The sequence below is a fragment of the Citrobacter sp. wls826 genome (assembly GCF_005281245.1).
In the GTDB taxonomy this organism is placed as follows: domain Bacteria; phylum Pseudomonadota; class Gammaproteobacteria; order Enterobacterales; family Enterobacteriaceae; genus Citrobacter; species Citrobacter braakii.
In genome coordinates, this window is record NZ_SZWS01000018.1 from 209,838 (window position 1) to 234,104 (window position 24,267).

At 51.9% G+C, this 24,267-nt stretch carries 26 protein-coding genes, 1 other RNA gene and 1 other annotated feature; of the genes, 15 read left to right on the forward strand and 12 right to left on the reverse strand.

Going from position 1 to position 24,267, the window contains the following annotated elements; genetic code table 11:
* The first annotated feature begins 265 nt into the window (after positions 1–265).
* Positions 266–604, forward strand: coding sequence for a P-II family nitrogen regulator (gene glnK / locus FDW87_RS03675; protein ID WP_003021657.1), 339 nt, complete (start codon positions 266–268; stop codon positions 602–604).
* A gap of 31 nt (positions 605–635) precedes the next feature.
* Complete coding sequence (amtB, locus tag FDW87_RS03680; RefSeq protein ID WP_008783954.1) at positions 636–1,922, forward strand: ammonium transporter AmtB; 1,287 nt, start codon at positions 636–638, stop codon at positions 1,920–1,922.
* 49 nt (positions 1,923–1,971) lie between these two features.
* Here amtB and tesB read toward each other — a convergent pair whose 3' ends face one another.
* Positions 1,972–2,832 (reverse strand): acyl-CoA thioesterase II, encoded by an 861-nt coding sequence (tesB, locus tag FDW87_RS03685; RefSeq protein WP_016152062.1) that lies wholly within the window; start codon positions 2,830–2,832, stop codon positions 1,972–1,974.
* Positions 2,833–3,044: 212 nt separating this feature from the next.
* Between tesB and FDW87_RS03690 the strand changes: the two genes are divergently transcribed.
* The gene (locus FDW87_RS03690; protein ID WP_016152063.1) at positions 3,045–3,614 is read left to right on the forward strand and encodes a YbaY family lipoprotein; all 570 of its coding nucleotides are present in this window, start codon (positions 3,045–3,047) and stop codon (positions 3,612–3,614) included.
* 31 nt (positions 3,615–3,645) lie between these two features.
* On the opposite strand, the gene FDW87_RS03695 is transcribed toward FDW87_RS03690, so the two are convergent.
* Positions 3,646–3,957 (reverse strand): MGMT family protein, encoded by a 312-nt coding sequence (locus FDW87_RS03695; RefSeq protein WP_137379482.1) that lies wholly within the window; start codon positions 3,955–3,957, stop codon positions 3,646–3,648.
* A 162-nt stretch (positions 3,958–4,119) separates the two neighbouring features.
* Here FDW87_RS03695 and ffs point away from each other — a divergent pair.
* The 3 genes from ffs to FDW87_RS03710 all read left to right on the forward strand — a co-directional run bounded on the left by ffs (position 4,120) and on the right by FDW87_RS03710 (position 4,880).
* An RNA gene (gene ffs / locus FDW87_RS03700) (signal recognition particle sRNA small type) lies at positions 4,120–4,216 on the forward strand.
* Between the two features lie 197 nt (positions 4,217–4,413).
* A complete protein-coding gene (locus tag FDW87_RS03705; RefSeq protein ID WP_016152065.1) occupies positions 4,414–4,665 on the forward strand; it encodes a hypothetical protein in 252 nt (83 codons plus the stop codon).
* Entirely contained in the window at positions 4,662–4,880 is a 219-nt protein-coding gene (locus tag FDW87_RS03710) for a hypothetical protein (RefSeq protein ID WP_016152066.1), read from the forward strand. The genes FDW87_RS03705 and FDW87_RS03710 overlap by 4 nt, the downstream gene beginning before the upstream one ends.
* A 59-nt stretch (positions 4,881–4,939) precedes the next feature.
* On the opposite strand, the gene FDW87_RS03715 is transcribed toward FDW87_RS03710, so the two are convergent.
* Positions 4,940–6,367, reverse strand: coding sequence for a PLP-dependent aminotransferase family protein (locus FDW87_RS03715; RefSeq protein ID WP_137379464.1), 1,428 nt, complete (start codon positions 6,365–6,367; stop codon positions 4,940–4,942).
* Between the two features lie 87 nt (positions 6,368–6,454).
* On the opposite strand from FDW87_RS03715, the gene FDW87_RS03720 reads away from it, so the two are divergent.
* Entirely contained in the window at positions 6,455–7,084 is a 630-nt protein-coding gene (locus FDW87_RS03720; RefSeq protein ID WP_049270150.1) for a YitT family protein, read from the forward strand.
* A gap of 64 nt (positions 7,085–7,148) precedes the next feature.
* The gene (locus tag FDW87_RS03725) at positions 7,149–7,502 is read left to right on the forward strand and encodes a DUF1428 domain-containing protein (RefSeq protein WP_003831033.1); all 354 of its coding nucleotides are present in this window, start codon (positions 7,149–7,151) and stop codon (positions 7,500–7,502) included.
* Between the two features lie 51 nt (positions 7,503–7,553).
* Here FDW87_RS03725 and FDW87_RS03730 read toward each other — a convergent pair whose 3' ends face one another.
* On the reverse strand, positions 7,554–9,107 hold the full coding sequence (locus FDW87_RS03730; RefSeq protein WP_047416867.1) for an EAL domain-containing protein: 1,554 nt from the start codon (positions 9,105–9,107) through the stop codon (positions 7,554–7,556).
* Between the two features lie 187 nt (positions 9,108–9,294).
* Between FDW87_RS03730 and FDW87_RS03735 the strand changes: the two genes are divergently transcribed.
* Entirely contained in the window at positions 9,295–9,555 is a 261-nt protein-coding gene (locus FDW87_RS03735) for a type B 50S ribosomal protein L31 (protein ID WP_016152070.1), read from the forward strand.
* Position 9,556: 1 nt separating this feature from the next.
* A complete protein-coding gene (gene ykgO, locus FDW87_RS03740) occupies positions 9,557–9,697 on the forward strand; it encodes a type B 50S ribosomal protein L36 (protein WP_005125190.1) in 141 nt (46 codons plus the stop codon).
* A gap of 78 nt (positions 9,698–9,775) precedes the next feature.
* Here ykgO and FDW87_RS03745 read toward each other — a convergent pair whose 3' ends face one another.
* From FDW87_RS03745 to acrA, 6 genes are all read right to left on the reverse strand, one after another.
* A complete protein-coding gene (locus FDW87_RS03745; protein ID WP_016152071.1) occupies positions 9,776–10,246 on the reverse strand; it encodes a YlaC family protein in 471 nt (156 codons plus the stop codon).
* A 116-nt stretch (positions 10,247–10,362) separates the two neighbouring features.
* Positions 10,363–10,914 (reverse strand): maltose O-acetyltransferase, encoded by a 552-nt coding sequence (maa, locus tag FDW87_RS03750; RefSeq protein WP_016155874.1) that lies wholly within the window; start codon positions 10,912–10,914, stop codon positions 10,363–10,365.
* Positions 10,915–11,094: 180 nt separating this feature from the next.
* A complete protein-coding gene (locus FDW87_RS03755; RefSeq protein ID WP_002892050.1) occupies positions 11,095–11,313 on the reverse strand; it encodes an HHA domain-containing protein in 219 nt (72 codons plus the stop codon).
* Between the two features lie 27 nt (positions 11,314–11,340).
* Complete coding sequence (gene tomB / locus FDW87_RS03760) at positions 11,341–11,715, reverse strand: Hha toxicity modulator TomB (RefSeq protein WP_019076175.1); 375 nt, start codon at positions 11,713–11,715, stop codon at positions 11,341–11,343.
* A gap of 487 nt (positions 11,716–12,202) precedes the next feature.
* Positions 12,203–15,352 (reverse strand): efflux RND transporter permease AcrB, encoded by a 3,150-nt coding sequence (gene acrB, locus FDW87_RS03765; RefSeq protein WP_016152073.1) that lies wholly within the window; start codon positions 15,350–15,352, stop codon positions 12,203–12,205.
* Positions 15,353–15,374: 22 nt separating this feature from the next.
* Entirely contained in the window at positions 15,375–16,568 is a 1,194-nt protein-coding gene (acrA, locus tag FDW87_RS03770; protein WP_016152074.1) for a multidrug efflux RND transporter periplasmic adaptor subunit AcrA, read from the reverse strand.
* Positions 16,569–16,709: 141 nt separating this feature from the next.
* On the opposite strand from acrA, the gene acrR reads away from it, so the two are divergent.
* Both acrR and mscK read left to right on the forward strand, forming a co-directional pair.
* Positions 16,710–17,360 carry a multidrug efflux transporter transcriptional repressor AcrR gene (gene acrR, locus FDW87_RS03775; protein ID WP_016152075.1) on the forward strand — a complete coding sequence of 217 codons (651 nt, stop codon included), beginning with the start codon at positions 16,710–16,712 and terminating at the stop codon, positions 17,358–17,360.
* A 127-nt stretch (positions 17,361–17,487) separates the two neighbouring features.
* A complete protein-coding gene (gene mscK / locus FDW87_RS03780) occupies positions 17,488–20,853 on the forward strand; it encodes a mechanosensitive channel MscK (protein ID WP_016152076.1) in 3,366 nt (1,121 codons plus the stop codon).
* A 74-nt stretch (positions 20,854–20,927) separates the two neighbouring features.
* Here mscK and rsmS read toward each other — a convergent pair whose 3' ends face one another.
* Both rsmS and priC read right to left on the reverse strand, forming a co-directional pair.
* On the reverse strand, positions 20,928–21,089 hold the full coding sequence (gene rsmS, locus FDW87_RS03785) for a pleiotropic regulatory protein RsmS (protein WP_075846816.1): 162 nt from the start codon (positions 21,087–21,089) through the stop codon (positions 20,928–20,930).
* A 14-nt stretch (positions 21,090–21,103) separates the two neighbouring features.
* A complete protein-coding gene (priC, locus tag FDW87_RS03790; RefSeq protein WP_016152078.1) occupies positions 21,104–21,631 on the reverse strand; it encodes a primosomal replication protein N'' in 528 nt (175 codons plus the stop codon).
* Positions 21,632–21,700: 69 nt separating this feature from the next.
* Between priC and FDW87_RS03795 the strand changes: the two genes are divergently transcribed.
* From FDW87_RS03795 to dnaX, 3 genes are all read left to right on the forward strand, one after another.
* Positions 21,701–22,078, forward strand: coding sequence for a DUF454 family protein (locus FDW87_RS03795; protein WP_029139439.1), 378 nt, complete (start codon positions 21,701–21,703; stop codon positions 22,076–22,078).
* 193 nt (positions 22,079–22,271) lie between these two features.
* Positions 22,272–22,823 (forward strand): adenine phosphoribosyltransferase, encoded by a 552-nt coding sequence (gene apt / locus FDW87_RS03800; RefSeq protein ID WP_006685676.1) that lies wholly within the window; start codon positions 22,272–22,274, stop codon positions 22,821–22,823.
* Between the two features lie 118 nt (positions 22,824–22,941).
* Positions 22,942–24,267, forward strand: a 1,326-nt coding sequence (gene dnaX / locus FDW87_RS03805; protein ID WP_252362989.1) for a DNA polymerase III subunit gamma/tau, incomplete at its 3' end; no start/stop codon positions are given.
* Positions 24,206–24,267: a sequence feature (DnaX frameshifting element), on the forward strand. It overlaps the preceding gene by 62 nt.

The following is a 24,267-nucleotide window of genomic DNA, read 5'->3' on the forward strand; positions in this document are numbered from 1 at the left end:
ATCGCCTGATGGCGCGGCGCTTATCCGGTCTGGGGCCAGCACGGTCTCGTAGGCCGGATAAGGCGTTTACGCTGCCATCCGGCAATCAACAATCTGGTGCAAAAATGTAACGCACTATGCACCGTTATAGTGCGTTTTTTCTTTTTCTCTCCCGGAAGTACCCTGAGAACCTGAATCATCCCGCCTTTTTCATTTCTGGCACATCCCTTGCAATATTCCTCTCGTGTATCTGCAGCCACTACTGAATTCTGACTGGAGGGGATCTATGAAGCTGGTTACCGTGGTAATCAAACCGTTCAAACTGGAAGACGTCCGTGAAGCATTGTCGTCTATTGGTATTCAGGGGCTGACCGTCACCGAAGTGAAGGGGTTTGGCCGACAGAAAGGTCATGCTGAGCTGTACCGTGGGGCTGAATATAGCGTCAATTTTCTGCCGAAGGTGAAGATTGATGTGGCGATTGCCGACGACCAACTGGATGGCGTGATTGATGTCATCAGTAAGGCGGCATACACCGGAAAAATTGGCGACGGCAAAATCTTCGTCGCCGAGCTGCAACGTGTGATTCGTATTCGTACCGGCGAAGCCGACGAAGCCGCACTGTAACGTCTGGCACACAGTGATAGGAAACCAAAAAATGAAGATAGCAACGATGAAAACAGGTATTGCTTCACTGGCGCTGCTGCCGGGACTGGCGATGGCGGCACCGGCGGTTGCGGATAAAGCGGATAACGCTTTTATGATGATCTGTACCGCGCTGGTGCTGTTTATGACCATCCCTGGCATTGCGCTGTTCTACGGCGGTTTGATTCGCGGTAAGAACGTGCTGTCGATGCTGACTCAGGTTACGGTGACATTTGCTCTGGTTTGTATTTTATGGGTGGTTTATGGCTACTCACTGGCCTTTGGCGAAGGAAATAATTTCTTCGGCAACTTCAACTGGGTATTGCTGAAGAATATTGCGCTGACGGCGGTAACGGGGAGCTTCTACCAGTACATTCACGTTGCTTTTCAGGGCTCGTTCGCCTGCATCACCGTTGGGCTAATCGTCGGTGCGCTGGCTGAACGTATTCGCTTCTCCGCGGTGCTGATTTTTGTGGTGGTATGGTTAACGCTGTCGTACATCCCCATTGCGCATATGGTCTGGGGCGGCGGCTTGCTGGCTTCCCACGGCGCGCTGGATTTTGCCGGCGGAACGGTTGTGCACATCAACGCGGCGATTGCCGGTCTGGTAGGCGCGTATCTGATTGGCAAACGTGTCGGTTTTGGCAAAGAAGCTTTTAAACCGCATAACCTGCCGATGGTTTTCACCGGTACCGCTATTCTCTACATTGGTTGGTTTGGCTTTAACGCTGGTTCAGCGGGTACGGCAAATGAAATCGCCGCACTGGCCTTCGTTAATACCGTGGTCGCCACCGCTGCAGCCATCCTTGGATGGATCTTCGGTGAATGGGCGCTGCGTGGTAAACCGTCTCTGCTGGGCGCCTGCTCTGGTGCCATTGCGGGTCTGGTGGGCGTAACACCTGCATGTGGCTATATCGGTGTCGGCGGCGCGCTGATTATCGGTGTCGTTGCGGGTCTGGCAGGCCTGTGGGGCGTGACCATGCTGAAGCGTTTTCTGCGTGTGGACGATCCGTGTGACGTGTTTGGCGTTCACGGCGTGTGCGGCATTGTCGGCTGTATCCTGACCGGAGTTTTCGCTGCCAGCTCTTTGGGAGGCGTGGGCTTTGCCGAGGGCGTGACCATGGGGCATCAGCTGCTGGTGCAACTGGAAAGCGTAGCGATCACCATCGTCTGGTCTGGCGTGGTGGCTTTCATTGGCTATAAGCTGGCGGATATGACGGTTGGTTTGCGCGTACCGGAAGAGCAGGAGCGCGAAGGTCTGGATGTAAACAGTCACGGCGAGAACGCTTACAACGCCTGATTCTCAATTTGCCGGATGGCAACGCTTTTGCGCCACCATCCGGTAATTCTCAATTGCGATTACGCATTACCCCTTCCTGTACGGTAGAAGCGACCAGCACACCATCCTGGGTATAAAACTCTCCGCGTACAAAGCCCCGGGCACCGGATGCCGAAGTACTCTCGACGTTATACAGCAGCCATTCATTGATATTAAACGGACGGTGGAACCACATGGAATGGTCAATGGTGGCGATCTGAATCCCTTTTTCCAGGAAGCCAATCCCGTACGGTTGCAGCGCAACAGGCAGGAAGTTCAGGTCTGAGGCATAACCCAGCAGATACTGATGGACGCGCAGATCGTCCTGCAGCACGCCGTTAGCTCGGATCCATACCTGGCGCGTCGGAGGTGCGACGTGACCTTTTAGGGGGTTATGAAACTCGACAGGGCGTACTTCCAACGGACGATCGTTGATAAATTTTTCTTTCAACAGCGGCGGCAGCAAATGCGCCACTGAGCGGGCAATTTCCGTTTCTGATTTCAGCTCATCGGGACCCGGCGCATCTGGCATGGTTTTCTGATGTTCAAATCCGTCTTCCGGTGCCTGAAAAGAGGCAGTCATGTAAAAAATGGGTTTACCATTCTGGATCGCGGCAACGCGGCGCGCGCTGAAGCTGTTACCATCACGCAGGACTTCCACATCATAGATGATGGGCTTTTGGCTATCGCCGGGGCGTAAAAAGTAGCTGTGAAAAGAGTGTACCAGACGCTCTTCCGGTACGGTTTCTTTTGCGGCATATAGCGCCTGACCGACAACCTGTCCCCCAAAAACCTGACGTAACCCTAAGTCTTCACTTTGGCCCCGAAAGAGTCCTTCTTCAATTTTTTCCAGATTTAACAATGTCAGCAAATTTTTCAGTGCCAGACTCATACGTGCTCTCCAGGTGATATCGATGTCGCAGCGAGGTAGGCAGAGTATAACGCAATTTTAAAAGTGGTCCGATGGGTGCAATTGTCTGAATTACTGGCCTATTACAGGCAAAAATAGCTGTCTTGTGCCACACTTAGTCACGTTATGTTTTTGTTAACCACTCTTCTGGCGAGGAAAGTTCTCGCTGGTGCATAGATGATAAGGAGAATTTAATGAAACTCGTGCACATGGTAAGTGGTTTAGCGGTTGCAGTCGCTCTGGCGGCCTGTGCCGATAAAAGCGCTGATATTCAGACACCTGCGCCAAGCCCTAATACGTCAATTTCTGACACACAGTCTAAAATTCAGCAGCCAAATGTCTCCGGTACAGTATGGATCCGTCAGAAAGTGGCCTTGCCACCAGATGCGGTGCTAACCGTTACGCTGTCAGATGCTTCACTGGCCGATGCACCGTCAAAAGTGCTGTCGCAAAAAGCGGTCCGTACTGAAGGTAAACAAGCGCCATTCAGCTTTGTATTACCGTTTAACCCGGCAGATATTCAACCTAACGCCCGTATTCTGCTGAGTGCGGCTATTACGGTAAATGATAAACTGGTCTTTATTACTGATACCGTTCAGACGGTCATCAATCAGGGTGGGACTAAAGCCGACCTGACACTGGTCCCGGTACAGCAAACAGCAGTACCGGTTCAGGCGAGCGGTGGGGCTACTACCACGGTTCCGTCTACTTCACCAACCCAGGTGAATCCATCATCTGCGGTTCCGGCTCCCACGCAGTACTAAGGTCGTTGTAACCCTCTCCGCCTGGAGAGGGTTAGTACACCCAGCGATAGCGCTGTAAATCGATCTGTCCGCTTCCTGAAACCACTATTCCTTCTGCGAGCAACGCCTGACGTTGTCGTTGCAGGTCGGGACCTGTCAGCGAAATGACCCCATGGCGATTGACCACCCGATGCCAGGGCAGGGCGCTGCCTTCGGGGAGACGCTTAAGCACGCCGCCTACCTGACGCGCAGCGCGCGGCGATCCCGCAAGCCGGGCAACATCGCCATACGTGGTGACGAAACCTTCGGGGATTGAAGCGACGATTTGCCAGACGCGTTGGGGGAAAGAGTCCTGTATATCCATCATTTATTCCTGCGCTAATCCTCCAGCATAATGCCGAATGGCGAAGGAGTGAAGCCGCATTGCACAAGAAAACAGCATCCGATGCTGGATGGGTTGCAATTACAGGGTGCAGCAGTGATAATGCGCCTGCGCGTTGGTTAACAACGCTCTCAATGGGGGCTCTGTTGGTTCTCCCGCAACACTACTCTGTTTACCAGGTCAGGTCCGGAAGGAAGCAGCCAAGGCAGATGACGTGTGTGCCGGGATGTAGCTGGCAGGGCCCCCACCCAATTCTGCCGTCCGGCAATTTCTCTTCTGTTTATCTTCTTTTCTTTGTCATCGTATCGTCATTTTATTGTCATCAAATACTGTCACTGTGTTTTGGGGATGTTATTTGAGCTTTTGCCGCCGCCATTGCGCTGTAATGACATGGTCTTACATCCGGTGTGTTGTGGCTGACCACAAGGATTTTCTACGATGTCGACCGCTGTATTGAATGTCAAAGTTGATGAGGCGCTAAAAGAAAAGCTTCGCCATTATGCTGAAGTGCATAATGAAAATTTGAGTATCGCCACGGAAAAACTGCTACTAATCGCGTTTTCCGCCATTGAAGAGGTGGGAGTCTCCGCTGAGGATATCGATAGCCAGCATACGGAAGAATCCGTAGTTGACGCACTGACTCCTAAAGAAATCAAAGCATTGCGAAGATTACTGAAGAAGAAAAAATGAAACAACAATCGCTCTCAACCGCCTGTAATTATGGCGAAGCCTGTGAAATGCTGCGCTCCGGTTATGTGAAACACGTTCGTCTGAGCTGGAATGTCGGCAGCGATGAGTTCTTCCGTATTGCCTCCGACTGGTGTGATGCCGGGGCAAAAATTAAGAAAGACGGTGAGAATTTCGTGATTTCCCTGAAGGGTTTTCCGGTTCCTCCTCAGCGGTAGTATTGCCAGGACCTCCTCGTCCATCACGGCATTCAAGAGCGAGTCCTTTAACTCGTCGTTTAGATTATTTTACGCATTTTCCCACTGCTGGCCTGCAAGCGCAGGCTATGCCAAATGGGTTGCAACACTCTGAAGGCGGCACATGCTGTGTCATCCTGCAACGTGAAGGGCATACGCAAAAAGCGGTCGAATGCGCCATCAAGGCCGAACCGCGTACCGGTTCCCAACTGAATGCCTGCACTTTCGGCGCGCGTGGCAAAGAGCGTCGCCAGCGTATCAGGCAGTTCAACCCAGAAAGAGAGTCCTCCTTGTGGCTGGGTAAATTGCCATTCCGGAAAATGTGAGTTCATCAGGCGCGAGCACAGGTCTCGCTGTGATGTGAGCCGGCGTCTTCTGTCAGGAAGAAAGTCCTCAGCGTTATCCAGCAGCCAACTGGTGGCGAGTTGTTCAAGCACCGGGGAGCCCAAATCGAAGGTGTCGCGGGTTTGGACCAGCGCGGCAATGGTACGCGCCGACGCCCGAATCCAGCCCAGACGTAATCCGCCCCAAAAGCTTTTCCCTGCTGAACCGAGCAGGATGATCGGGGCATCGCGATTGAATGCGGCAAGCGGCGGTGGCGGTGGGGCGTCATACCACAGGTTCACCATGGTCTCATCGACCACCAACGTCGTGCGGGTTCTTTCAGCAATATCCGCCACGACCTGGCGAGTAGCGGTGTCCATACAGCGCCCGGTCGGGTTGTGAAAATCCGGCATCAGATAGGCCATTCTCGGTGCAGTTTGCGCGATGGTGGCGACCAGACCCGCCGTATCCCAACCGTGCTCGGGCAGCGACACGCCGACGGGGCGACATGACGCCCCTTGTATTGCTGCAATGGCCAGCGGATAAGTGGGGTGATCTACCACTACGCGATCGCCGGGGCCGGTGAGTAAACGCAGGATCAACGCCAGACCGCTGACCGCGCCGTTCACGACCATTATTTCGTCGGGCTGCGTCGGGAGTCCGCGTTCGCAATAATGCCGGGCGATGGATTCACGCAAAACCGACAGTCCCTGCGGTAGATACCCGGAGCTCAGCAGATGCTGCGGCATTGCGAACAGAGCCTGCTGGTAAGCCTGATGAATTTCAGGACCGGCACTCAGCGCTGCCGTGGACAAATCAAGCGCTGTGCCAGTGCTGGTCCGCGTTGGCACATGGCGAATGTGTTCCGGCAGGATCACCAGTGAACCGCTACCATGTCGGCTTTCCAGATATCCCTCCTCACGCAGTTGCGCCATGGCGCTGGCGACGGTGGTTCGGCTGACTTGCAGAACGGCAGCGAGCTCTCGTTCACCGGGCAAGCGGCTATCCAGCGCCAGCCGTCCATCGAGGATCAGCAAACGTAACGCTTCTGCTAGCTGTCGCCAGATGGGCGTTCGCGAGGGACTTTCCTGCCAGTGTCCGAGCAGGCGTTGCAAAGACTGGCTTCCGTAACGGCGAGATGACATAGCAGTCCACTTTTTGAAAACTGGACATTAATCATAGCGCCAATTGCGGTGAAGATGAAAGTTATCTGAGAGTAAGAGGGGAAGAACATGCTGCGTCGTTTACTTCAGCTGTTTATCGGGCTGACGCTGTACGGTGTGTCGACGGCGATGTTTGTCCGTGCCGATTTAGGGGCCGATCCGTGGAATGTGTTCCACCTGGGGGTGGCAAATTTACTGTCGATGAATATCGGCGTGGTGATTATTGCCGTGGGTGTGTTGGTGCTTCTGGTGTGGATACCGCTACGCCAGCGCCCAGGTTTTGGCACGTTGAGCAACGTGATTATGATTGGACTGGCAGCAGATGTCGCGCTGCTGGTGATTCCGGGATTTGAATCCCTGCTGGCGCGCAGTGGGCTACTGGTGTCAGCGGTGATACTGAATGCGTTAGCAACCGCTCTGTACATTGGTGCCGGTTTTGGCGCGGGCCCGCGTGACGGTCTGATGACTGGAATTCACGCGCGTACCGGTTGGCCAGTACGACGAATTCGAACCGCAATCGAAGTGTCCGTGTTGCTTATTGGTTGGCTGCTGGGGGGAACCGTTGGGTTTGGAACGGTGCTGTATGCACTGGCTATTGGGCCGCTGATTCAAATTTGCCTGCCATGGTTTTGCCATCAGCCGCAGGCGCGTATTCGCATCAGGAATGCGCCTGGGGCACGATCGCCTGCTGGCGACTAAACTTAACCTCGACTGACGCGGCCGGAATCGGCTTGCCGCGCAGTACACTTCGGAGGTTTTTCTCATGAAGTATGTTGATGGCTTTGTGGTTGCCGTACCCGCTGAAAACAAGGAGGCGTACATTGCGATGGCGGCAAAAGCAGCTCCGCTTTTCAAGGAGTTCGGTGCATTGCGCGTGGTGGAGTGCTGGGCAGATGACGTCCCCGACGGCAAACTGACCGATTTTCGCATGGCTGTGAAAGCGCAGGATCATGAAGAAGTGGTATTCAGCTGGATTGAATACCCTTCCAAAGAGGTCCGCGATGCGGCGAATCAGAAGATGATGTCCGATCCACGTATGAAGGAATTCGGTGAATCTATGCCATTTGATGGCAAGCGAATGATCTACGGTGGATTTGCGCCCATTATGGAAGAGTGATGTGACTGGCTGTGCGGCGTGCCGCCAGCCATCTCAACATCAACAACCATGCTAAAGCCGTTTTTCTGCCCACAGAATAAATTCCGCTTTCGGCAGCGCTTTACTGTAGAGCCAGCCCTGACCGTACTGCACGCCGTGCTGGCGTAGCCAGGCTTCCTGATTCTCGGTTTCAATACCTTCTGCCACCATCTCCAGCTTCAGCGTTTTCGCGATCTCGATGATATGCGGCGTGACGTTGTTGTACTCCAGCGCATCGACGAACGATTTGTCGATCTTCAGGATATCCACATCCAGATCCTGCAAATAGCTAAGACTTGAATAGCCGGTACCAAAATCATCAATATAGATCGAATGGCCCGCCTGTCGGTATTTAGCAATAAACGGCGCGCTGTTTTTTGGGTCGGCAAATTCGCGTTCGGTCAGTTCCAGCGCGATTTGTGCAGGCTTAAGTTGCCAGTGGTTCACCTTCTGGCTTAACAGAGCAGGAAGTGTTTCGGAGGTCAGATCGGCTGACTCAAGGTTAATGGATATATGCTGGTGGGGATATTGACGCAGCCATTTTCCTAAATCGTCAAATACGCTTTCAATAATCAAACGGGTGAGCGGCTCTGAAAGCCCGGTCTCTTGCGCCAGTGCGACGAAAATCTCAGGTGACAGATAGCTCCCGTCGGCCTGTGGCCAGCGAGCCAGCGCCTCTGCCCCGACCACTTTCCCCGTTTTGAGCGAGATAATCGGTTGGTAGTAGACCTTGATATCCCGATGCTGGATAGCGTCCTGCAACTGGTGATGAGGGGACTGCAAACGGCGCAAAATACGCAGAATAAAGGCTGCGGTGAGTAAGCCGAGAAGGATCCCTGCCGGCAGCCAGATTAGCGCTTGTCGGTGCCAGCTCTTTTGCAAAGGTACAGTGGATGCCCAGGTTACAACCGTAATGCCCAGTTCGGGGAAGGGGCGGGCGTTATAAATACTGCCGTCTTTCTGCAGATGGGTAATCGAATGCTCTAGTTGCACATGTTGTAAAACATCCGGTGGCAGATCGGTGCTACTGGCTACCACCGTGTTACGCGCGGTACCAATGATAGCAACTTCAATCGGCCATGAGCCAAACGGGATGACATCAATAAAAGATCCGGGATCGATCATCACGACGTAATGCTTGCTACCTAATGCCGCCATAAAACGCTTGATGCCCAAATCGTTTTGCATGGTCAACCATGCGTGGTAGCCATCGGGCGTGATTTTCATTGCTGGAGGAAACGCGGCTGCCCGGCTTCTTTTTTCCAGGGATGAGCATTGTGGAACGTTATCTTTGAGGTACAGCACTTCCTGAATATAGCGATAGCTATATGACAAACGACGCATTTCAAGCAGATGCTCTTCACTACAAGGTTCACCCTGAAAAGCTTCAATATGGCGCAACGCTTTTTTGGCCTGTTCACCTACGCGTTCCGTACGTAATGCGACTCGGGTTGAGAACATATCGAGTTCATCGATAAATTTCGTTTCGACCTGACGATGCGCCAGCCACAGGCTTAAACCTACGGGCGCGAGGATGGAAAGAAACAGCACCCCAGTCACCAGGCTTATCAGATGTCGTGTTATCACAGTGATATCCTTATTAACACAGCGTAGGGAAAGTATATCCGAAAGCCGAAAAAGCTATTCGATTGGCATCATATATTTACGGCCACTTATCATCCCGTTTAACTCTTAATCGCGTAAACCGGGTTGTGATTTATACAAGAGTGGTGTATTTTATGGTTATGTTATAACGTAACAAATTGAGGTTACCATGAAGCCGGATATTCATCCTTTTTACCGCACTGTGGTGTTTCACGATACCAGCGCCAATGAATTTTTTAAGGTCGGCTCGACCATTAAAACGGAACGTGAGATTGAGTTTGAGGGGAAAATGTACCCGTACGTGACCCTGGATATCTCTTCCAAATCGCATCCGTACTATACCGGGAAACAAAAAACCTTTGATAACGAAGGCAGTGCAGCACGTTTCCAGAAACGTTTTGGTCATTTTATTGGCACTAAGCGAGGTTAAGATGCAGGTACTCAATTCACTTCGTAGTGCAAAACAGCGTCATCCTGACTGCCAGATAGTGAAACGCAAAGGGCGTTTGTACGTAATCTGTAAAACGAATCCGCGCTTTAAAGCTGTTCAGGGGCGTAAAAAAAGACGTTAGTTTCTTTACCAACATTTCAGGGATTAAAGTGCGTTTCCTTCACCGGGACGCACTTTTTTTATCTGCGTTGAGATGTGGTTACTGGCTGGTCTGGGGGCGGGTTAGCGTAAAGACATCGTAAAACGAGAGTTCACCCTTACGCGATATCATCTTTTGCAGCTGCGCTTTATGTTCGCTATCGACGGAAGGTGAGTGCAGGATGGTATCGATGAGTGAAGGGGGGACAAAGCGCGTGTTATACCATTCTCCGTTATAGCAAACTCTGAAATCCAGTACGTCGATATCTTCAAAGCGGTATCGCGGCGCAACGTCGAAAAAGAAAAACGCGTTGAGTATGACGAACAGAACCACCAGCAGCCATACTGAATCGACTAACGTTTCTGACTGCAGCATCACCGCCAGCGTGGCAAACCACGCAACATACATGCCGATGAACAAGCCGGGATGTTTGCGAATAAAGCTGATGCTAAAGCGCGGTTTGTTGTCGCGCTTTTCGCGAATATTTAAGTCGTCGATGGTTTCGGTAAGCAGGCGCTGTATTTCTGTCATCTCTTGCCTTTGTGGTGTCTGCGATATTCAGATGCGATCGCCCTATTTTAAAAGGGGATACCTTGTGAAGAAAGTAACAGATTAACCACAATTTAGCATAACAGTTACATTTAAGATCACAGCGTTTTGATAATCCTGGCGGGATTGCCCCCAACCACGCAGTTTGCCGGAACGCTTTTCGTGACCACCGCGCCCGAGGCCACAACCACGTTATCACCCAACGTTACGCCAGGGTTTATCACTGCGCGTCCACCTATCCAGACGTTGTGGCCAATAGTCACGGGTTTGCCGAGCTCCATGCCACTGTTTCGCTCGGTGGCATCCAGCGGGTGGGTGGCGGTATAAATATGGACTCCTGGGGCTAACATGCAGTTGTCGCCAATATGGATCGGGCAGACGTCGAGCATAACGCAGTCGAAGTTGGCGTAAAATTCTTTACCGAGATAAATGTTATAGCCGTAATCACAACGAAAAGAGGGTTCAATGTAAGCCCCTTCGCTCTGGCCCAACAGCTCATGCAGGATGGCTTGTCGCGCATTTTTTTCATCGGGAGCGGTGAGATTGTAGCGATGGGTCAACTGACGAGCGCGTAGTCGGTCGTGGCGCAATGTTTCATCCGCCGGGCGATAAAGTTCACCGGCGATCATTTTTTGCTTTTCATTACTCATTACGAATTTCCTGTGTACTGGAGGTCATTTCAACACAGTAAAACGCAATGCAAACAAGGGGAACGTTCCCATTTCTTCGTTGTGATCGTAGTCACGTGATTTGATTTAAATAACCATTGTAAATACGAAAATGGTCAGCCAGACAAATGTACCGCTATACCTGACTTAACCCGTGAGCAATTAGCGAATGAATTTCCAAACAGAAGTTGGAATCTTGTCGTAGAGCTTATTCATAGTCAATTCAGCAAGGCGGTGATCTGCTGCTGAGTAAAATACAGCCAGTTCGTTGTCGGACAATTCATATTTATTTTTTTCAATAACGCGCTCAAGTGTGTCAATTGTCTGACAACGTCGCAGGCGCATCAAATAATCAGTTTTAGTTAATGGTTTATCGGACATAAATCTTACCTATGATTGTAATAATTTTTAACAAGACAAACTAACAGGATTAGCCCTGGTGGCATTGACAAAACAGCGAAACAGTCGATTACCTGACTTCCGCCATTTCTGCAGATCCTGCGTATTAATACCATAACTGCTGAACAACATAAAAGTGTCATCCAGGTATTCATCTATCTGCGCGACCAGCTTATTGTCCTCATTGTACTTAATTTTATAATTAAGTGCGAAGGTTGCAATATGCTCTATCAGTTCATTGAGCTGCAAGCTGGTGGCAGAGGTAGGGTCATTAACCCAGCCATGGTTACTTTGTTCAAGGTTTGCAAGACAGTCATGATACAGGGTTTCGCAGAGAAATTTAAGCTGCGCGATATCATGTCTTTTGGGTGAGTATTCATCCATAACGCATCCCCTTCTTCGTGGCTTAAACTAACCGAACACCTTCGGGATGGATACAACAGACTACCTGGAACTTGCCCGCGACTCCTGATGATTTAACTATAATCTAGTCTAAAAAAGATTTCATCGTCATATCACGAAAAATTACAATTATGCAAACTTATGATGTCAGGTCATTTTTACATTTTAACAGATAAATGCGGTTATTCGGAATCGGACAATTTCTTTATTCTTCGGGCAATCATCGAGTTATCTTGATTAGGTTTAGCAACGAAAGGTAACAATCGACAATGTGAACCGCTTACCAGGAATAATCTTAATATTTATTAAAGTAAATAAGAACTCTCAATGATTTTTAAGAATAGCCTTTAAGGCTACAGGGATTATATCGCTTATTTACCCTGGAGAAAATAAACGAAATAGCAATAAGTGATTTTTATGATTTTTCCAGAAAAAAGGCCGCTTGCGCGGCCTTATCTTTAGAGATCTATCAATGATGGTCTACTGAGTGGCTATGCTCAAGATCTTCACTTTTGCGGCTAAAGCGGCGGCGTACCACCACAAAGAACACCGGAACAAAGAAGATAGCCAACACGGTTGCCGTCACCATCCCGCCCATTACGCCAGTACCAACGGCGTTCTGCGCGCCGGAGCCTGCGCCGGAGCTGATAACCAGCGGCATTACGCCCAGAATAAAGGCCAGCGATGTCATCAGGATCGGACGTAAACGCATGCGGACCGCATCCAGCGTCGCCTCTATCAGACCTTTACCCTCTTTATCCATCAAGTCTTTGGCGAATTCGACGATAAGTATCGCGTTCTTCGCCGACAACCCAATGGTTGTGAGCAGGCCTACCTGGAAGTAAACGTCGTTGGTCAGGCCGCGGAACGTTGCCGCCAGCAATGCACCGATAACACCTAACGGTACCACCAGCATGACGGAGAACGGAATTGACCAGCTCTCGTACAATGCCGCCAGACACAGGAATACGACAATCAGTGAAATGGCATACAGAGCAGGGGCCTGGTTGCCGGACAGTCGTTCCTGGTAGGACATACCGGTCCAGTCATAGCCGATACCGGATGGCAGTTTGCTGGCCAGTTCCTCCATCATTGCCATGGCTTCACCGGTACTTTTACCCGGTGCGGCCTGGCCTAAGATTTCCATGGAAGGCAGACCGTTATAGCGTTCCAGACGCGGTGAACCATATTCCCAACGTGAGGTAGAGAAGGCGGAGAACGGTACCATCTGTCCATCGCTACCGCGGACATACCAGTTTCCAATATCTTCCGGCAACATACGGTATTTCGCTTCAGACATGATGTAAACTTTCTTCACACGACCACGGTCGATGAAGTCATTTACGTAGCTTCCGCCCCATGCTGCACCCAGCGTTGTATTAATATCACTAATGGATACACCCAGAGCCTGCGCTTTTTCCTGATCGATATCGATCTTGAACTGCGGCGTGTCTTCCAGACCGTTAGGACGTACGCCGACTAACAGATCAGGATGTTTCGCAACTTCACCAAACAGCTGGTTACGCGCCTGAGTCAGCTTCTCATGACCTAAACCTGCCTGGTCAATCAGCTGGAAGTCGAAACCGGTCGCGGTCCCTAACTCCACAATCGCTGGCAGGTTAAAAGCGAAGACCATCGCGTCTTTAATCTGCGAGAATGCGCCCATCGCACGTTGAGTAATTGCCTCAACCTTGTTCTCCTCGCCTGGACGTTCACTCCAGTCTTTCAGAGACACGAACGCGATACCGGTGTTCTGACCACGTCCTGCAAAACCGAAGCCGTTAACGGCAAACACCGATTCAACGTTCGCTTTTTCTTTGGTCAGATAGTAATCCGTCATTTCGTCCAGCACCTTCTGGGTACGCTCTTGCGTTGCACCCGCTGGCAGCTGAGCCATTGACAGGAATACCCCCTGGTCTTCATCCGGCAGGAACGAGCTTGGCAGACGAACGAACAGATAGGCCATACCCACGACGATGATCAGATACAGCGCCAGATAACGACCGGTGCTGCGCAGAATTCCGCCCACGCTGTCGGTGTAATGGTGCGTGCTCTTATCGAACATGCGGTTAAACCAGCCGAAGAAACCTTTTTTGCCTTCTCCGTGATCGCCTTTAGCAACCGGTTTGAGCATGGTCGCACACAGGGCAGGGGTCAGAATCAATGCCACCAGGACTGATAACGCCATCGCCGAAACAATGGTGATGGAGAACTGACGGTAAATTGCACCGGTAGATCCCCCGAAGAAGGCCATCGGAATAAATACCGCTGACAGCACCATAGCGATACCAACCAGTGCGCCCTGAATCTGGCCCATCGATTTACGTGTTGCTTCCTTCGGCGGTAGCCCTTCCTCAGCCATTACACGTTCAACGTTCTCGACCACAACGATGGCGTCATCCACCAACAGGCCGATGGCGAGCACCATCCCGAACATCGTCAGCGTGTTTATCGAGAAGCCGAAAATCGCAAGGACGGCAAACGTACCCAATAGCACCACCGGCACGGCGATAGTCGGAATCAGCGTCGCGCGGAAGTTCTGCAGGAACAGATACATTACCAGGAACACGAGGATGATGGCTTCCGCCAGCGTTTTCACTACTTCGTGAATAGAGATTTTCACGAACGGCGTAGTGTCATACGGGTAAACGATCTTCAGACCTGACGGGAAGAACGGTTCCATCTTCTTCAGTTCATCGCGGATAGCGTTTGCGGTGTCCAGGGCGTTAGCGCCTGTCGCCAGCTTGATACCCAGACCGGATGCCGGTTTACCGTTGAACTTCGCAATGATGTCGTAGTTCTCGCCACCCAGTTCGACTTTCGCTACGTCACGCAGACGCACCTGGGAACCGTCCTGATTCACTTTCAGCAGAATTTTGCTGAACTCATCGGCGGAGGTCAGACGGGTTTGCGCGATGATCGAAGCGTTAAGCTGCTGGCCTTTCACCGGCGGAGTACCGCCTAACTGACCGGCTGCAACCTGGGCGTTCTGCGCTTTGATGGCGCTGATCACATCAACCGGCGTCAGCTGGAAGTTATTCAGTTTGTTCGGATCCATCCAGATGCGCATTGCGTACTGGGAACCGAACAGCTGAACATCACCCACACCTGAAGTACGGCTGATGGCGTCCTTCATGTTGGCGCCCACGTAGTCGGAAATATCCTCCTGCGTCATGGTGCCGTTGGTGTTGATTACGCCGACAACCATCAGGAAGCTACTGGATGATTTCTCAACGCTCACACCCTGTTGTTGTACTTCCTGCGGCAGAAGCGGCATTGCCAGCTGCAGTTTGTTCTGCACCTGTACCTGCGCGATATCCGCATCAGTACCAGACTGAAAGGTAAGCGTGATCTGCACGGTACCCGTGGAGTCACTGTTTGAGGACATGTACATCAGGTTATCGATACCGTTCATATTCTGTTCGATAACCTGCGTAACAGTATCCTGTACTGTTTTGGCATCAGCGCCAGGGTAGGTCGCGGAGATCGTCACTGCTGGCGGTGCAATAGTCGGATATTGCGCTACCGGCAATTTGAGGATCGCGAGCCCCCCTGCCAACATGATGATAATGGCGATCACCCACGCAAATATTGGGCGATCGATAAAGAAATTAGGCATGTCTTAACGGCTCCTGTTTAAGTTAAGACTTGGACTGTTCAGGCTGGCTACCGCTTGCAGCTTGCTGGTTGTTATCAGCGGTGATTTCCTGCGCTTTTACCTGCGCGCCAGGACGTACTTTTTGCAGCCCAGTGACAATCACGCGGTCGCCCGGTTTAAGTCCATCAGTGACTAACCATTTGTCGCCAATCGCTTGTGCGGCGACAATTTGACGGGTTTCAACTTTGTTGTCTGCACCGATAACCAATGCACTGGCATCGCCACGCGGTGTGCGGGTAACGCCTTGCTGTGGAACCAGTAATGCAGTTGGGTTAGTCCCTTCTTCCAGACGAGCACGGACGAACATACCCGGCAGTAAGGTGTGATCCGGGTTAGGGAAGATTGCGCGTAACGTAATCGACCCGGTGGTTTGATCTACCGTGACATCAGAAAATTCCAGCGTACCGGACTGCGGGAATTTAATGCCGTCATTGGTCACCAGTTCGACTTTCGCTTTACCGTTTTCTTGCTTCAGCGTGCCGTTGGCCAACTCTTGTTTCAGGCGCAGGAAATCGTTGCTTGACTGCGTCACGTCCACATAGATGGGATCCAACTGCTGAACGGTTGCCAGTGCGGTTGCCTGACCGTTTTGCACCAGAGCGCCTTCAGTAACGGATGATTTACCAATGCGGCCGCTGATCGGCGACGTCACTTTGGTATAAGCCAGATTGATGCGTGCAGTTTCTACCGCGGCTTTCGCGGCGACAACGGAGGCGTTCGCCTGCTGTGCGTCTGCCAGTGCACTATCGTAATCCTGTTGACTGATGTACTTAGTACCCAACAGTTTCTGATAACGTTTGACCGTCAGTTGAGCGATATTTGCTGCGGCTTGTGCTTTTGCCAGATCGCCTTTTGCGCTTTCATAAGCGGCCTGGTAAGTAGCAGGATCAATCTGATAGAGAGATACACCCGCTTCGATGTCACCACCTTCCGTGAAATTACGCTTCAGGATAATACCGCTAACCTGAGGACGAACTTCTGCAATGCGATACGCACTGGTGCGACCCGGGAGTTCGGTTGTTATCTGTAGAGGTTCAGTTTTGAGCGTAACAACTCCAACCTCTGGCATCTGCTGGCCCCCTTGTTGGGCCTGTTTGTCGTCACATCCTGTTAGCGCTAAGCTGCCTGAGAGCATCAGAACGACTGCCAGAGGCGTTAACCCTCTGTTTTTGTTCATATGTAAACCTCGAGTGTCCGATTTCAAATTGATCAATGGCTGAAAGCCCATAAACCCATTGCTGCGTTTATATTATCGTCGTGCTATGGTACATACATTCACAAATGTATGTAAATCTAACGCCTGTAAATTCACTGACCTATGGCACGAAAAACCAAACAACAAGCACAGGAAACTCGACAGCACATTCTCGATGTTGCTCTGCGTTTGTTTTCGCAACAAGGGGTATCATCCACCTCGCTTGCGGAGATCGCAGCAGCCGCTGGTGTCACGCGCGGCGCGATCTATTGGCATTTCAAAAACAAATCGGATTTATTCAGTGAAATCTGGGAGCTAGCAAAACCTAACATTGATGAGTTAGAGACTGAGTATCAGGCAAAATTCCCCGACGATCCACTATCAGTATTAAGAGAAATTTTAATTTACGTTCTTGAAGCTACCGTGACAGAAGAACGCCGACGTTTATTGTTGGAAATTATATTCCACAAATGCGAATTTGTCGGGGAAATGGCCTCAGTTCAGCTAGCTCAACGCAGTCTGTGTATTGAAAATTACGACCGTATCGAACAAACATTGCGGCACTGCATGAACGCCAACATGCTGCCGGAAAATCTGAACACGCGTCGCGTGGCGGTGCTGCTGCGTAGTTATGTTACCGGAATTATAGAAAACTGGTTATTTGCCCCTGAATCTTTTGATCTGAAAAAAGAGGCTCGGGAATACGTCGCCGTGCTGCTTGAGATGTGTCTTCTCTGCCCTACCTTGCGGGTTAACGTAGCGGAAACCTGTTAACTCTCTGGGTCTGTGCCAGGAATTCTCCTGGTCATTTTGCCTCCTGCTATTCTGCCGGTCACAGCCGTGATATTCTTGCCGCTTGACTATTTTCGGTCACTTTTCCGGTTCAGAAACCTTCATTCTCATGACTATGTTGCAGCTCTATAAACGTTCACAGCATCTTATTGCTATTACCATTCTTTTCTTCATTCTATTGCTATCCTGCCAGTCATCTGCATTTGCGCGGGCGCAACAGAGTGGTGAACTGCCGACGAAAGCGGATATTCAGAGCCAGTTAGACACGCTGAATAAACAAAAAGATCTCTCCGCACAGGATAAGCTGGTTCAACAGGATCTCATCGATACCATTGCCACGCTGGATAAAATCGATCGTGTGAAGGATGAAACCGTACAGCTTCGGCAAAAAGTTGCCCAGGCGCCGGAGAAAATGCGTCAGGCGACGGATGCGCTAAATTCGCTTAGCGATGTCGATAATGACGATGAAACGCGAAAAACGCTGAGTACGCTCTCCTTACGACAGCTTGAGTCGCGCGTGTCGCAGGTCCTGGATGACCTGCAAAGCTCGCAAAACGATCTGGCCGCTTACAACAGCCAACTGGTATCGCTGCAGACACAGCCAGAGCGCGTACAAAATGCGATGTACACCGCGTCGCAACAGATGCAGCAAATCCGCAATCGACTCGATGGCACCACTGTGGGAGAGGCGGCTTTACGCCCCAGCCAGCAGGTGCTGCTGCAGGCGCAGCAAGCGTTGCTGAACGCGCAGATCGACCAGCAGCGTAAGAGCCTCGAAGGGAATACCGTTTTGCAGGATACCCTGCAAAAACAACGCGATTATGTGACGGCGCACAGTAACCGCCTTGAACACCAGCTCCAGCTCCTGCAAGAGGCGGTGAACAGCAAACGACTGACGTTAACCGAAAAGACGGCACAGGAAGCGGTAACGCCGGACGAAGCCGAGCGTATTCAGTCCAATCCGTTAGTGAAGCAGGAGCTTGATGTTAACCATCAGCTCAGCCAGCGCCTGATTGCCGCGACTGAAAACGGCAACAGCCTGATGCAGCAAAATATCAAGGTCAAAAACTGGCTTGACCGCGCGCTGCAATCCGAACGCAACATTAAAGAGCAGATCGCCGTTCTGAAAGGCAGTCTGCTGCTGTCGCGCATTTTATATCAGCAACAACAAACGCTGCCGTCGGCGGATGAGCTTGCCGATATGACCAACCGGATCGCCGATTTGCGTCTGGAGCAGTTCGAAGTTAACCAGCAGCGCGATACGTTGTTCCAGAATGATGCGTTTGTCGCCAAACTGGAAGAAGGGCACAGCAACGACGTTAACCCTGAAGTCCATGATGCCCTGCTGCAGGTCGTGGATATGCGTCGTGAACTGTTGGATCAGCTAAATAAGCAACTGGGCAACCAGTTGATGATGGCGATTAATCTGCAAATCAACCAGCAGCAGTTAATGAGCGTGTCGAAAAACCTGAAAGAGATCCTCACGCAACAAATCTTCTGGGTTAACAGTAACCGTCCGATGGACTGGGACTGGATCAAAGCCTTCCCGCAAACCCTAAAAGACCAGTTTAAGTCGATGAAAATCACGGTGAACTGGGAAAAAGCCTGGCCCGCCGTGTTTATTGCGTTCCTGGCAGGGCTGCCGCTGCTGCTTATCGCCGGGTTAATCCGCTGGCGTTTGAAGTGGCTGAAGGATTATCAGGCAAAATTAGCCGCCGCGGTGGGGAACCTGCGCAATGACAGTCAGCTTAATACGCCAAAAGCGATTCTGATCGATCTCATCAGAGCCTTGCCGGCGTGTCTGATTATCCTCGCGGTGGGTCTGATTCTGCTGACTATGCAACTGAATATTAGCGACCTGCTGTGGGCGTTCAGTAAGAAGATGACCATCTTCTGGCTGGTGTTTGGTCTGTGCTGGAAGGTGCTGGAAAAAGATGGCGTGGCGATACGTCATTTTGGCATGCCAGCGAAGCAGACCAGCCACTGGCGTCGCCAGATTGTGCGTATTAGCCTTGCGCTGTTGCCGCTTAACTTCTGGTCGGTCATTGCTGAGCTGTCGCCGCTTAATTTGATGGACGATGTGCTTGGCCAGGTGGTCATTTTCCTCAACCTGCTGCTGATCGCCTTCCTGGTATGGCCGATGTGCCGCGAAAGCTGGCGTGACAAAGAGTCGCATGGTCTGCGTCTGGTCACCATTACCGTGCTGTCTATTATTCCGATTGCATTAATGGTGCTGACGGCGACAGGGTATTTCTACACCACGCTGCGCCTGGCGGGCCGCTGGATTGAAACAGTCTATCTGGTTATCCTCTGGAATCTGCTGTACCAGACGGTGCTGCGAGGGTTGAGCGTAGCGGCACGCCGTATCGCCTGGCGTCGTGCGTTAGCGCGTCGTCAGAACCTGGTGAAAGAAGGGGCCGAAGGCGCAGAGCCGCAGGAAGAACCGACTATTGCGCTGGAACAGGTTAACCAGCAAACGCTGCGTATAACCATGCTGGTGATGGTTGCCCTGTTTGGTGTTCTGTTCTGGGCCATTTGGTCTGATTTGATCACCGTGTTCAGCTATCTCGACAGCATAACGCTCTGGCATTACAACGGCACCGAAGCGGGTGCGGCAGTGGTGAAAGACGTCACCATGGGCAGCCTGTTGTTTGCGATTATTGCGTCAATGGTCGCGTGGGCGCTGATCCGCAACTTACCCGGCCTGCTGGAAGTGCTGGTGCTCTCGCGACTGAAGATGCGCCAGGGGGCTTCTTATGCGATCACCACGATCCTGAATTACGCCATCATCGCCATCGGTGCGATGACGGTCTTCGGATCGCTCGGCGTTTCGTGGGATAAGCTACAGTGGCTGGCCGCTGCTCTCTCGGTTGGTCTTGGTTTCGGCTTGCAGGAAATTTTCGGTAACTTTGTTTCCGGTCTGATTATTCTGTTTGAACGCCCGGTACGCATCGGCGATACCGTGACCATCGGTACGTTCTCCGGAACGGTCAGCAAGATCCGTATCCGTGCCACCACCATTACTGACTTCGATCGTAAAGAGGTGATCATCCCGAACAAAGCATTCGTGACGGAGCGTTTGATCAACTGGTCGCTCTCCGATACCACCACGCGTCTGGTGATCCGCATTGGCGTGGCCTATGGTTCGGATCTGGACAAAGTGAAGAAGGTGCTGTTGCAGGCGGCGACAGAACACCCGAAAGTGATGCACGATCCGGAGCCTGCAGTGTTCTTTACCGCCTTCGGTGCCAGCACGCTGGATCATGAGCTGCGTTTATACGTGCGTGAATTGCGCGATCGTAGCCACACGGTTGATGAACTTAACCGGGCGGTCGATCGTTTGTGCCGTGAAAATGACATTGATATCGCCTTTAACCAGCTCGAAGTTCACCTGCATAACGCGAAAGGTGACACCGTGACCGAGGTTAAACGTGACATCATTAAAGGTGACGATCCGACGCCTTCGGTAGGTTAACAGAAATAATCATCAGGCCTGCGAGCTTCGATTCATTCGTAGGCCTGATAAGTGCAACGCCATCAGGTTTTCAGTTACCGCTCTTTTTTAGATAAAGAGAGCAGTTTCTTCTCGTAATCCTGCTTCACAATCTCCAGTGCTTTCAGAACTGTTTCAGGCTCCATCTGATTATCTTCAAGCAGGACAATCAAATCGACGGCCAGTTTGACTTCATCTGGGGCGTTCTCTAATGACATAAATTCTCCGGGGATTAGCGGGTTAAACGCGCCAGCACATTATCTATTCTTGCCAGTGCATGACGACAGCGTGCCAGTCGAGCCTCGAATGCCTCTACTTCGCGATGCAGTTTTTGCTGTTCTTCAAAGCCCGTAACCTGCGCCAGGCGTTCTTTACGTTCACGCGTCATTTCAACCAGGCGGCGCTCAAACTCCTGGTGTTGAACTCGCTTACGCTGCCAGCGCGCCAGGCCAGGAGAGGCGCTGTCCCACTCCCGGAGCGACCAACTGGCGGTTTCACGTGAAATCGCCTCTAACTGTGAGGCAAGGTGTTCCGTAAGCCAGGTAATTTGTGGTAGTTGTTGCTGTTCAACTGCGCGACGTAGAGCAGTGAGATTATCATCAGCTTCATCCAGACAGGCCTGTAGCAACGTGCTGCGGGTGTGAAACAGATGCCTGTCAAAGCGGGCGCTAAGCGTGGCATGGTGTGCCAGTGGGGCACAACGCTGCCGCAAGCGGTTAAGCTGGTTTTCGAGCGTCTGAAGCAGCATGACGGTTTTCACGACAACACTCCGATGAAAATGAGAACTGTTATGATAAAGTAGCGATTCTCTGTGTTAAGTATTCATATTATGCAACGCATTATTCTAATCATCATAGGCTGGATAGCGGTAGTGTTAGGAACGCTGGGCGTTGTATTGCCTCTGTTGCCGACGACGCCGTTTATCTTGCTGGCCGCCTGGTGTTTTGCTCGCTCGTCGCCGCGTTTTCACGACTGGTTGCTGTACCGTTCGTGGTTCGGCGGGTATCTGCGCCACTGGCAAAAACACCGCGCGATGCCGCCGGGAGCAAAGCCGCGCGCTATTTTGTTGATCCTGGTGACGTTTAGTATTTCACTGTGGCTGGTCAATATGATGTGGGTACGCGGCCTGCTGCTGGTTATTCTCGCCTGTTTACTGATTTTTATGTGGCGGATCCCGGTGATTGATGAAAAACAACAAAAGCAGTAAAGCGCAATAAACGCTGTTGCAATTGTCTCTCACAGCCAGTAAATTCGACCGTTTTCGAGCACAGGCGCAGGTGGTCAAAGGTTAAGCAAATATAACCTTGGCTCTTATACAGACACAAAATCATTCAAGATACGTCGAGGATGAAGTGTATAGTGCGCCGTGAAGTAATACTGTATTAATCAGGCACAAACTTATGACCGCGACTGCACAGCAGCTTGAGTTTCTCAAAAATAGCATCAAAAGCATCCACGATTACCCAAAACCGGGCATTCTTTTTCGTGATGTCACCAGTTTACTAGAAGACCCGAAAGCCTACGCCCTCAGTATTGAATTGCTGGTTGAACGCTACAAAAATGCGGGTATCACTAAAGTGGTTGGTACCGAAGCGCGTGGCTTCCTGTTTGGCGCGCCGGTAGCGTTGGGTCTGGGCGTTGGTTTTGTTCCGGTACGTAAACCCCGTAAGCTTCCGCGTGAAGTTATTGCTGAGAGCTATGAGCTGGAATACGGCACCGATCAACTGGAAATCCACGTAGATGCCATCAAACCTGGTGATAAAGTCCTGGTTGTGGACGACCTGCTGGCAACTGGCGGCACGATTGAAGCGACCGTGAAACTGATCCGCCGTCTGGGTGGCGAAGTGACCGATGCTGCATTTATCATTAACCTGTTTGATCTGGGTGGCGAGCAGCGTCTGGAAAAGCAGGGACTGACCTGTTATAGCCTGGTTCCATTCCCGGGCCACTAATTTCGGGCTATCTTATCTCGGCAGATTAATACCGAGACACACAACCTCGCCGTCGCTGCGAGGTTGTGTTAGCATTATCCCCCTGTGAATCCACCCTCCAGCCTTTCAGAGCCTGCCAATGAGTTATCAGGTCTTAGCCCGAAAATGGCGCCCACAAACCTTTGCTGACGTCGTCGGCCAGGAACATGTGCTGACGGCACTGGCGAACGGCTTGTCGTTAGGGCGTATTCATCATGCTTATTTGTTTTCCGGCACCCGTGGCGTCGGGAAAACGTCAATCGCCCGTTTGCTGGCGAAGGGATTAAACTGTGAAACCGGCATCACCGCTACGCCGTGCGGCGTGTGTGATAACTGCCGTGAAATCGAGCAGGGGCGCTTTGTCGATTTGATTGAAATCGACGCCGCCTCACGCACCAAAGTCGAAGACACCCGTGACCTGCTGGATAACGTCCAGTACGCGCCAGCGCGCGGTCGCTTTAAGGTCTATTTGATTGACGAAGTGCACATGCTGTCGCGCCACAGTTTTAACGCCTTGCTGAAAACGCTCGAAGAGCCGCCCGCACACGTTAAGTTCCTGCTGGCGACCACCGATCCGCAGAAGCTGCCGGTGACTATCCTGTCGCGCTGTCTGCAATTCCATCTTAAAGCGTTGGATGTCGAACAGATTCGCCATCAGCTTGAGCATATCCTCAAAGAAGAGCATATCGCCCATGAGCCACGTGCGTTGCAACTGCTGGCTCGCGCCGCGGACGGCAGCCTGCGTGATGCGCTGAGCCTGACCGATCAAGCGATCGCCAGCGGCGATGGTCAGGTCTCGACCGACGCGGTCAGCACCATGCTCGGCACGTTGGACGACGACCAGGCGCTCTCGCTGGTTGAAGCGGTTGTGGCTGCGGACGGCGAACGCGTTATGACGCTGGTGAACGATGCCGCCGCGCGCGGTATTGAATGGGAAGCGCTACTGGTTGAGATGTCGGCTCTGCTGCATCGTATTGCCATGGTTCAGCTTTCACCTGCCGCGCTCGGCAGCGATATGGCCGCCATTGAACAGCGTATGCGCGAACTGGCGCGAATCGTCCCGCCAACCGATGTGCAGCTTTACTACCAGACCCTGTTAATCGGGCGCAAAGAACTGCCGTATGCGCCGGACAGGCGAATGGGCGTTGAAATGACGCTGCTACGTGCGCTGGCTTTTCATCCGCGCATGCCGCTCCCGGAACCTGAAGCCCCGCGACAGTCTTTTGCCCCGGTAGCACCCACTGCGGTGATGAACCCGACGCAGGTGCCGCAGCAGCAGCCTGCGGTAGCGCAACAGCAACAGAATGTGCCGCTCTCCGATGCTACCAGCCAGGTGCTGGCGGCACGCAGCCAGCTGCAACGCGCTCAGGGAGCAACCAAACCAAAAAAGAGTGAACCGGCAGCCGCTTCCCGCGCGCGGCCGGTG

Coding starts and splice junctions, on each gene's coding strand:
- glnK (WP_003021657.1), top strand. CDS start 266: ATGAAGCTGGTTACCGTGGTAATCAAACCGTTCAAACTGGAAGACGTC.
- amtB (WP_008783954.1), top strand. CDS start 636: ATGAAGATAGCAACGATGAAAACAGGTATTGCTTCACTGGCGCTGCTG.
- tesB (WP_016152062.1), bottom strand. CDS start 2,832: ATGAGTCTGGCACTGAAAAATTTGCTGACATTGTTAAATCTGGAAAAA.
- FDW87_RS03690 (WP_016152063.1), top strand. CDS start 3,045: ATGAAACTCGTGCACATGGTAAGTGGTTTAGCGGTTGCAGTCGCTCTG.
- FDW87_RS03695 (WP_137379482.1), bottom strand. CDS start 3,957: ATGGATATACAGGACTCTTTCCCCCAACGCGTCTGGCAAATCGTCGCT.
- FDW87_RS03705 (WP_016152065.1), top strand. CDS start 4,414: ATGTCGACCGCTGTATTGAATGTCAAAGTTGATGAGGCGCTAAAAGAA.
- FDW87_RS03710 (WP_016152066.1), top strand. CDS start 4,662: ATGAAACAACAATCGCTCTCAACCGCCTGTAATTATGGCGAAGCCTGT.
- FDW87_RS03715 (WP_137379464.1), bottom strand. CDS start 6,367: ATGTCATCTCGCCGTTACGGAAGCCAGTCTTTGCAACGCCTGCTCGGA.
- FDW87_RS03720 (WP_049270150.1), top strand. CDS start 6,455: ATGCTGCGTCGTTTACTTCAGCTGTTTATCGGGCTGACGCTGTACGGT.
- FDW87_RS03725 (WP_003831033.1), top strand. CDS start 7,149: ATGAAGTATGTTGATGGCTTTGTGGTTGCCGTACCCGCTGAAAACAAG.
- FDW87_RS03735 (WP_016152070.1), top strand. CDS start 9,295: ATGAAGCCGGATATTCATCCTTTTTACCGCACTGTGGTGTTTCACGAT.
- ykgO (WP_005125190.1), top strand. CDS start 9,557: ATGCAGGTACTCAATTCACTTCGTAGTGCAAAACAGCGTCATCCTGAC.
- FDW87_RS03745 (WP_016152071.1), bottom strand. CDS start 10,246: ATGACAGAAATACAGCGCCTGCTTACCGAAACCATCGACGACTTAAAT.
- maa (WP_016155874.1), bottom strand. CDS start 10,914: ATGAGTAATGAAAAGCAAAAAATGATCGCCGGTGAACTTTATCGCCCG.
- FDW87_RS03755 (WP_002892050.1), bottom strand. CDS start 11,313: ATGTCCGATAAACCATTAACTAAAACTGATTATTTGATGCGCCTGCGA.
- tomB (WP_019076175.1), bottom strand. CDS start 11,715: ATGGATGAATACTCACCCAAAAGACATGATATCGCGCAGCTTAAATTT.
- acrB (WP_016152073.1), bottom strand. CDS start 15,352: ATGCCTAATTTCTTTATCGATCGCCCAATATTTGCGTGGGTGATCGCC.
- acrA (WP_016152074.1), bottom strand. CDS start 16,568: ATGAACAAAAACAGAGGGTTAACGCCTCTGGCAGTCGTTCTGATGCTC.
- acrR (WP_016152075.1), top strand. CDS start 16,710: ATGGCACGAAAAACCAAACAACAAGCACAGGAAACTCGACAGCACATT.
- mscK (WP_016152076.1), top strand. CDS start 17,488: ATGACTATGTTGCAGCTCTATAAACGTTCACAGCATCTTATTGCTATT.
- rsmS (WP_075846816.1), bottom strand. CDS start 21,089: ATGTCATTAGAGAACGCCCCAGATGAAGTCAAACTGGCCGTCGATTTG.
- FDW87_RS03795 (WP_029139439.1), top strand. CDS start 21,701: ATGCAACGCATTATTCTAATCATCATAGGCTGGATAGCGGTAGTGTTA.
- apt (WP_006685676.1), top strand. CDS start 22,272: ATGACCGCGACTGCACAGCAGCTTGAGTTTCTCAAAAATAGCATCAAA.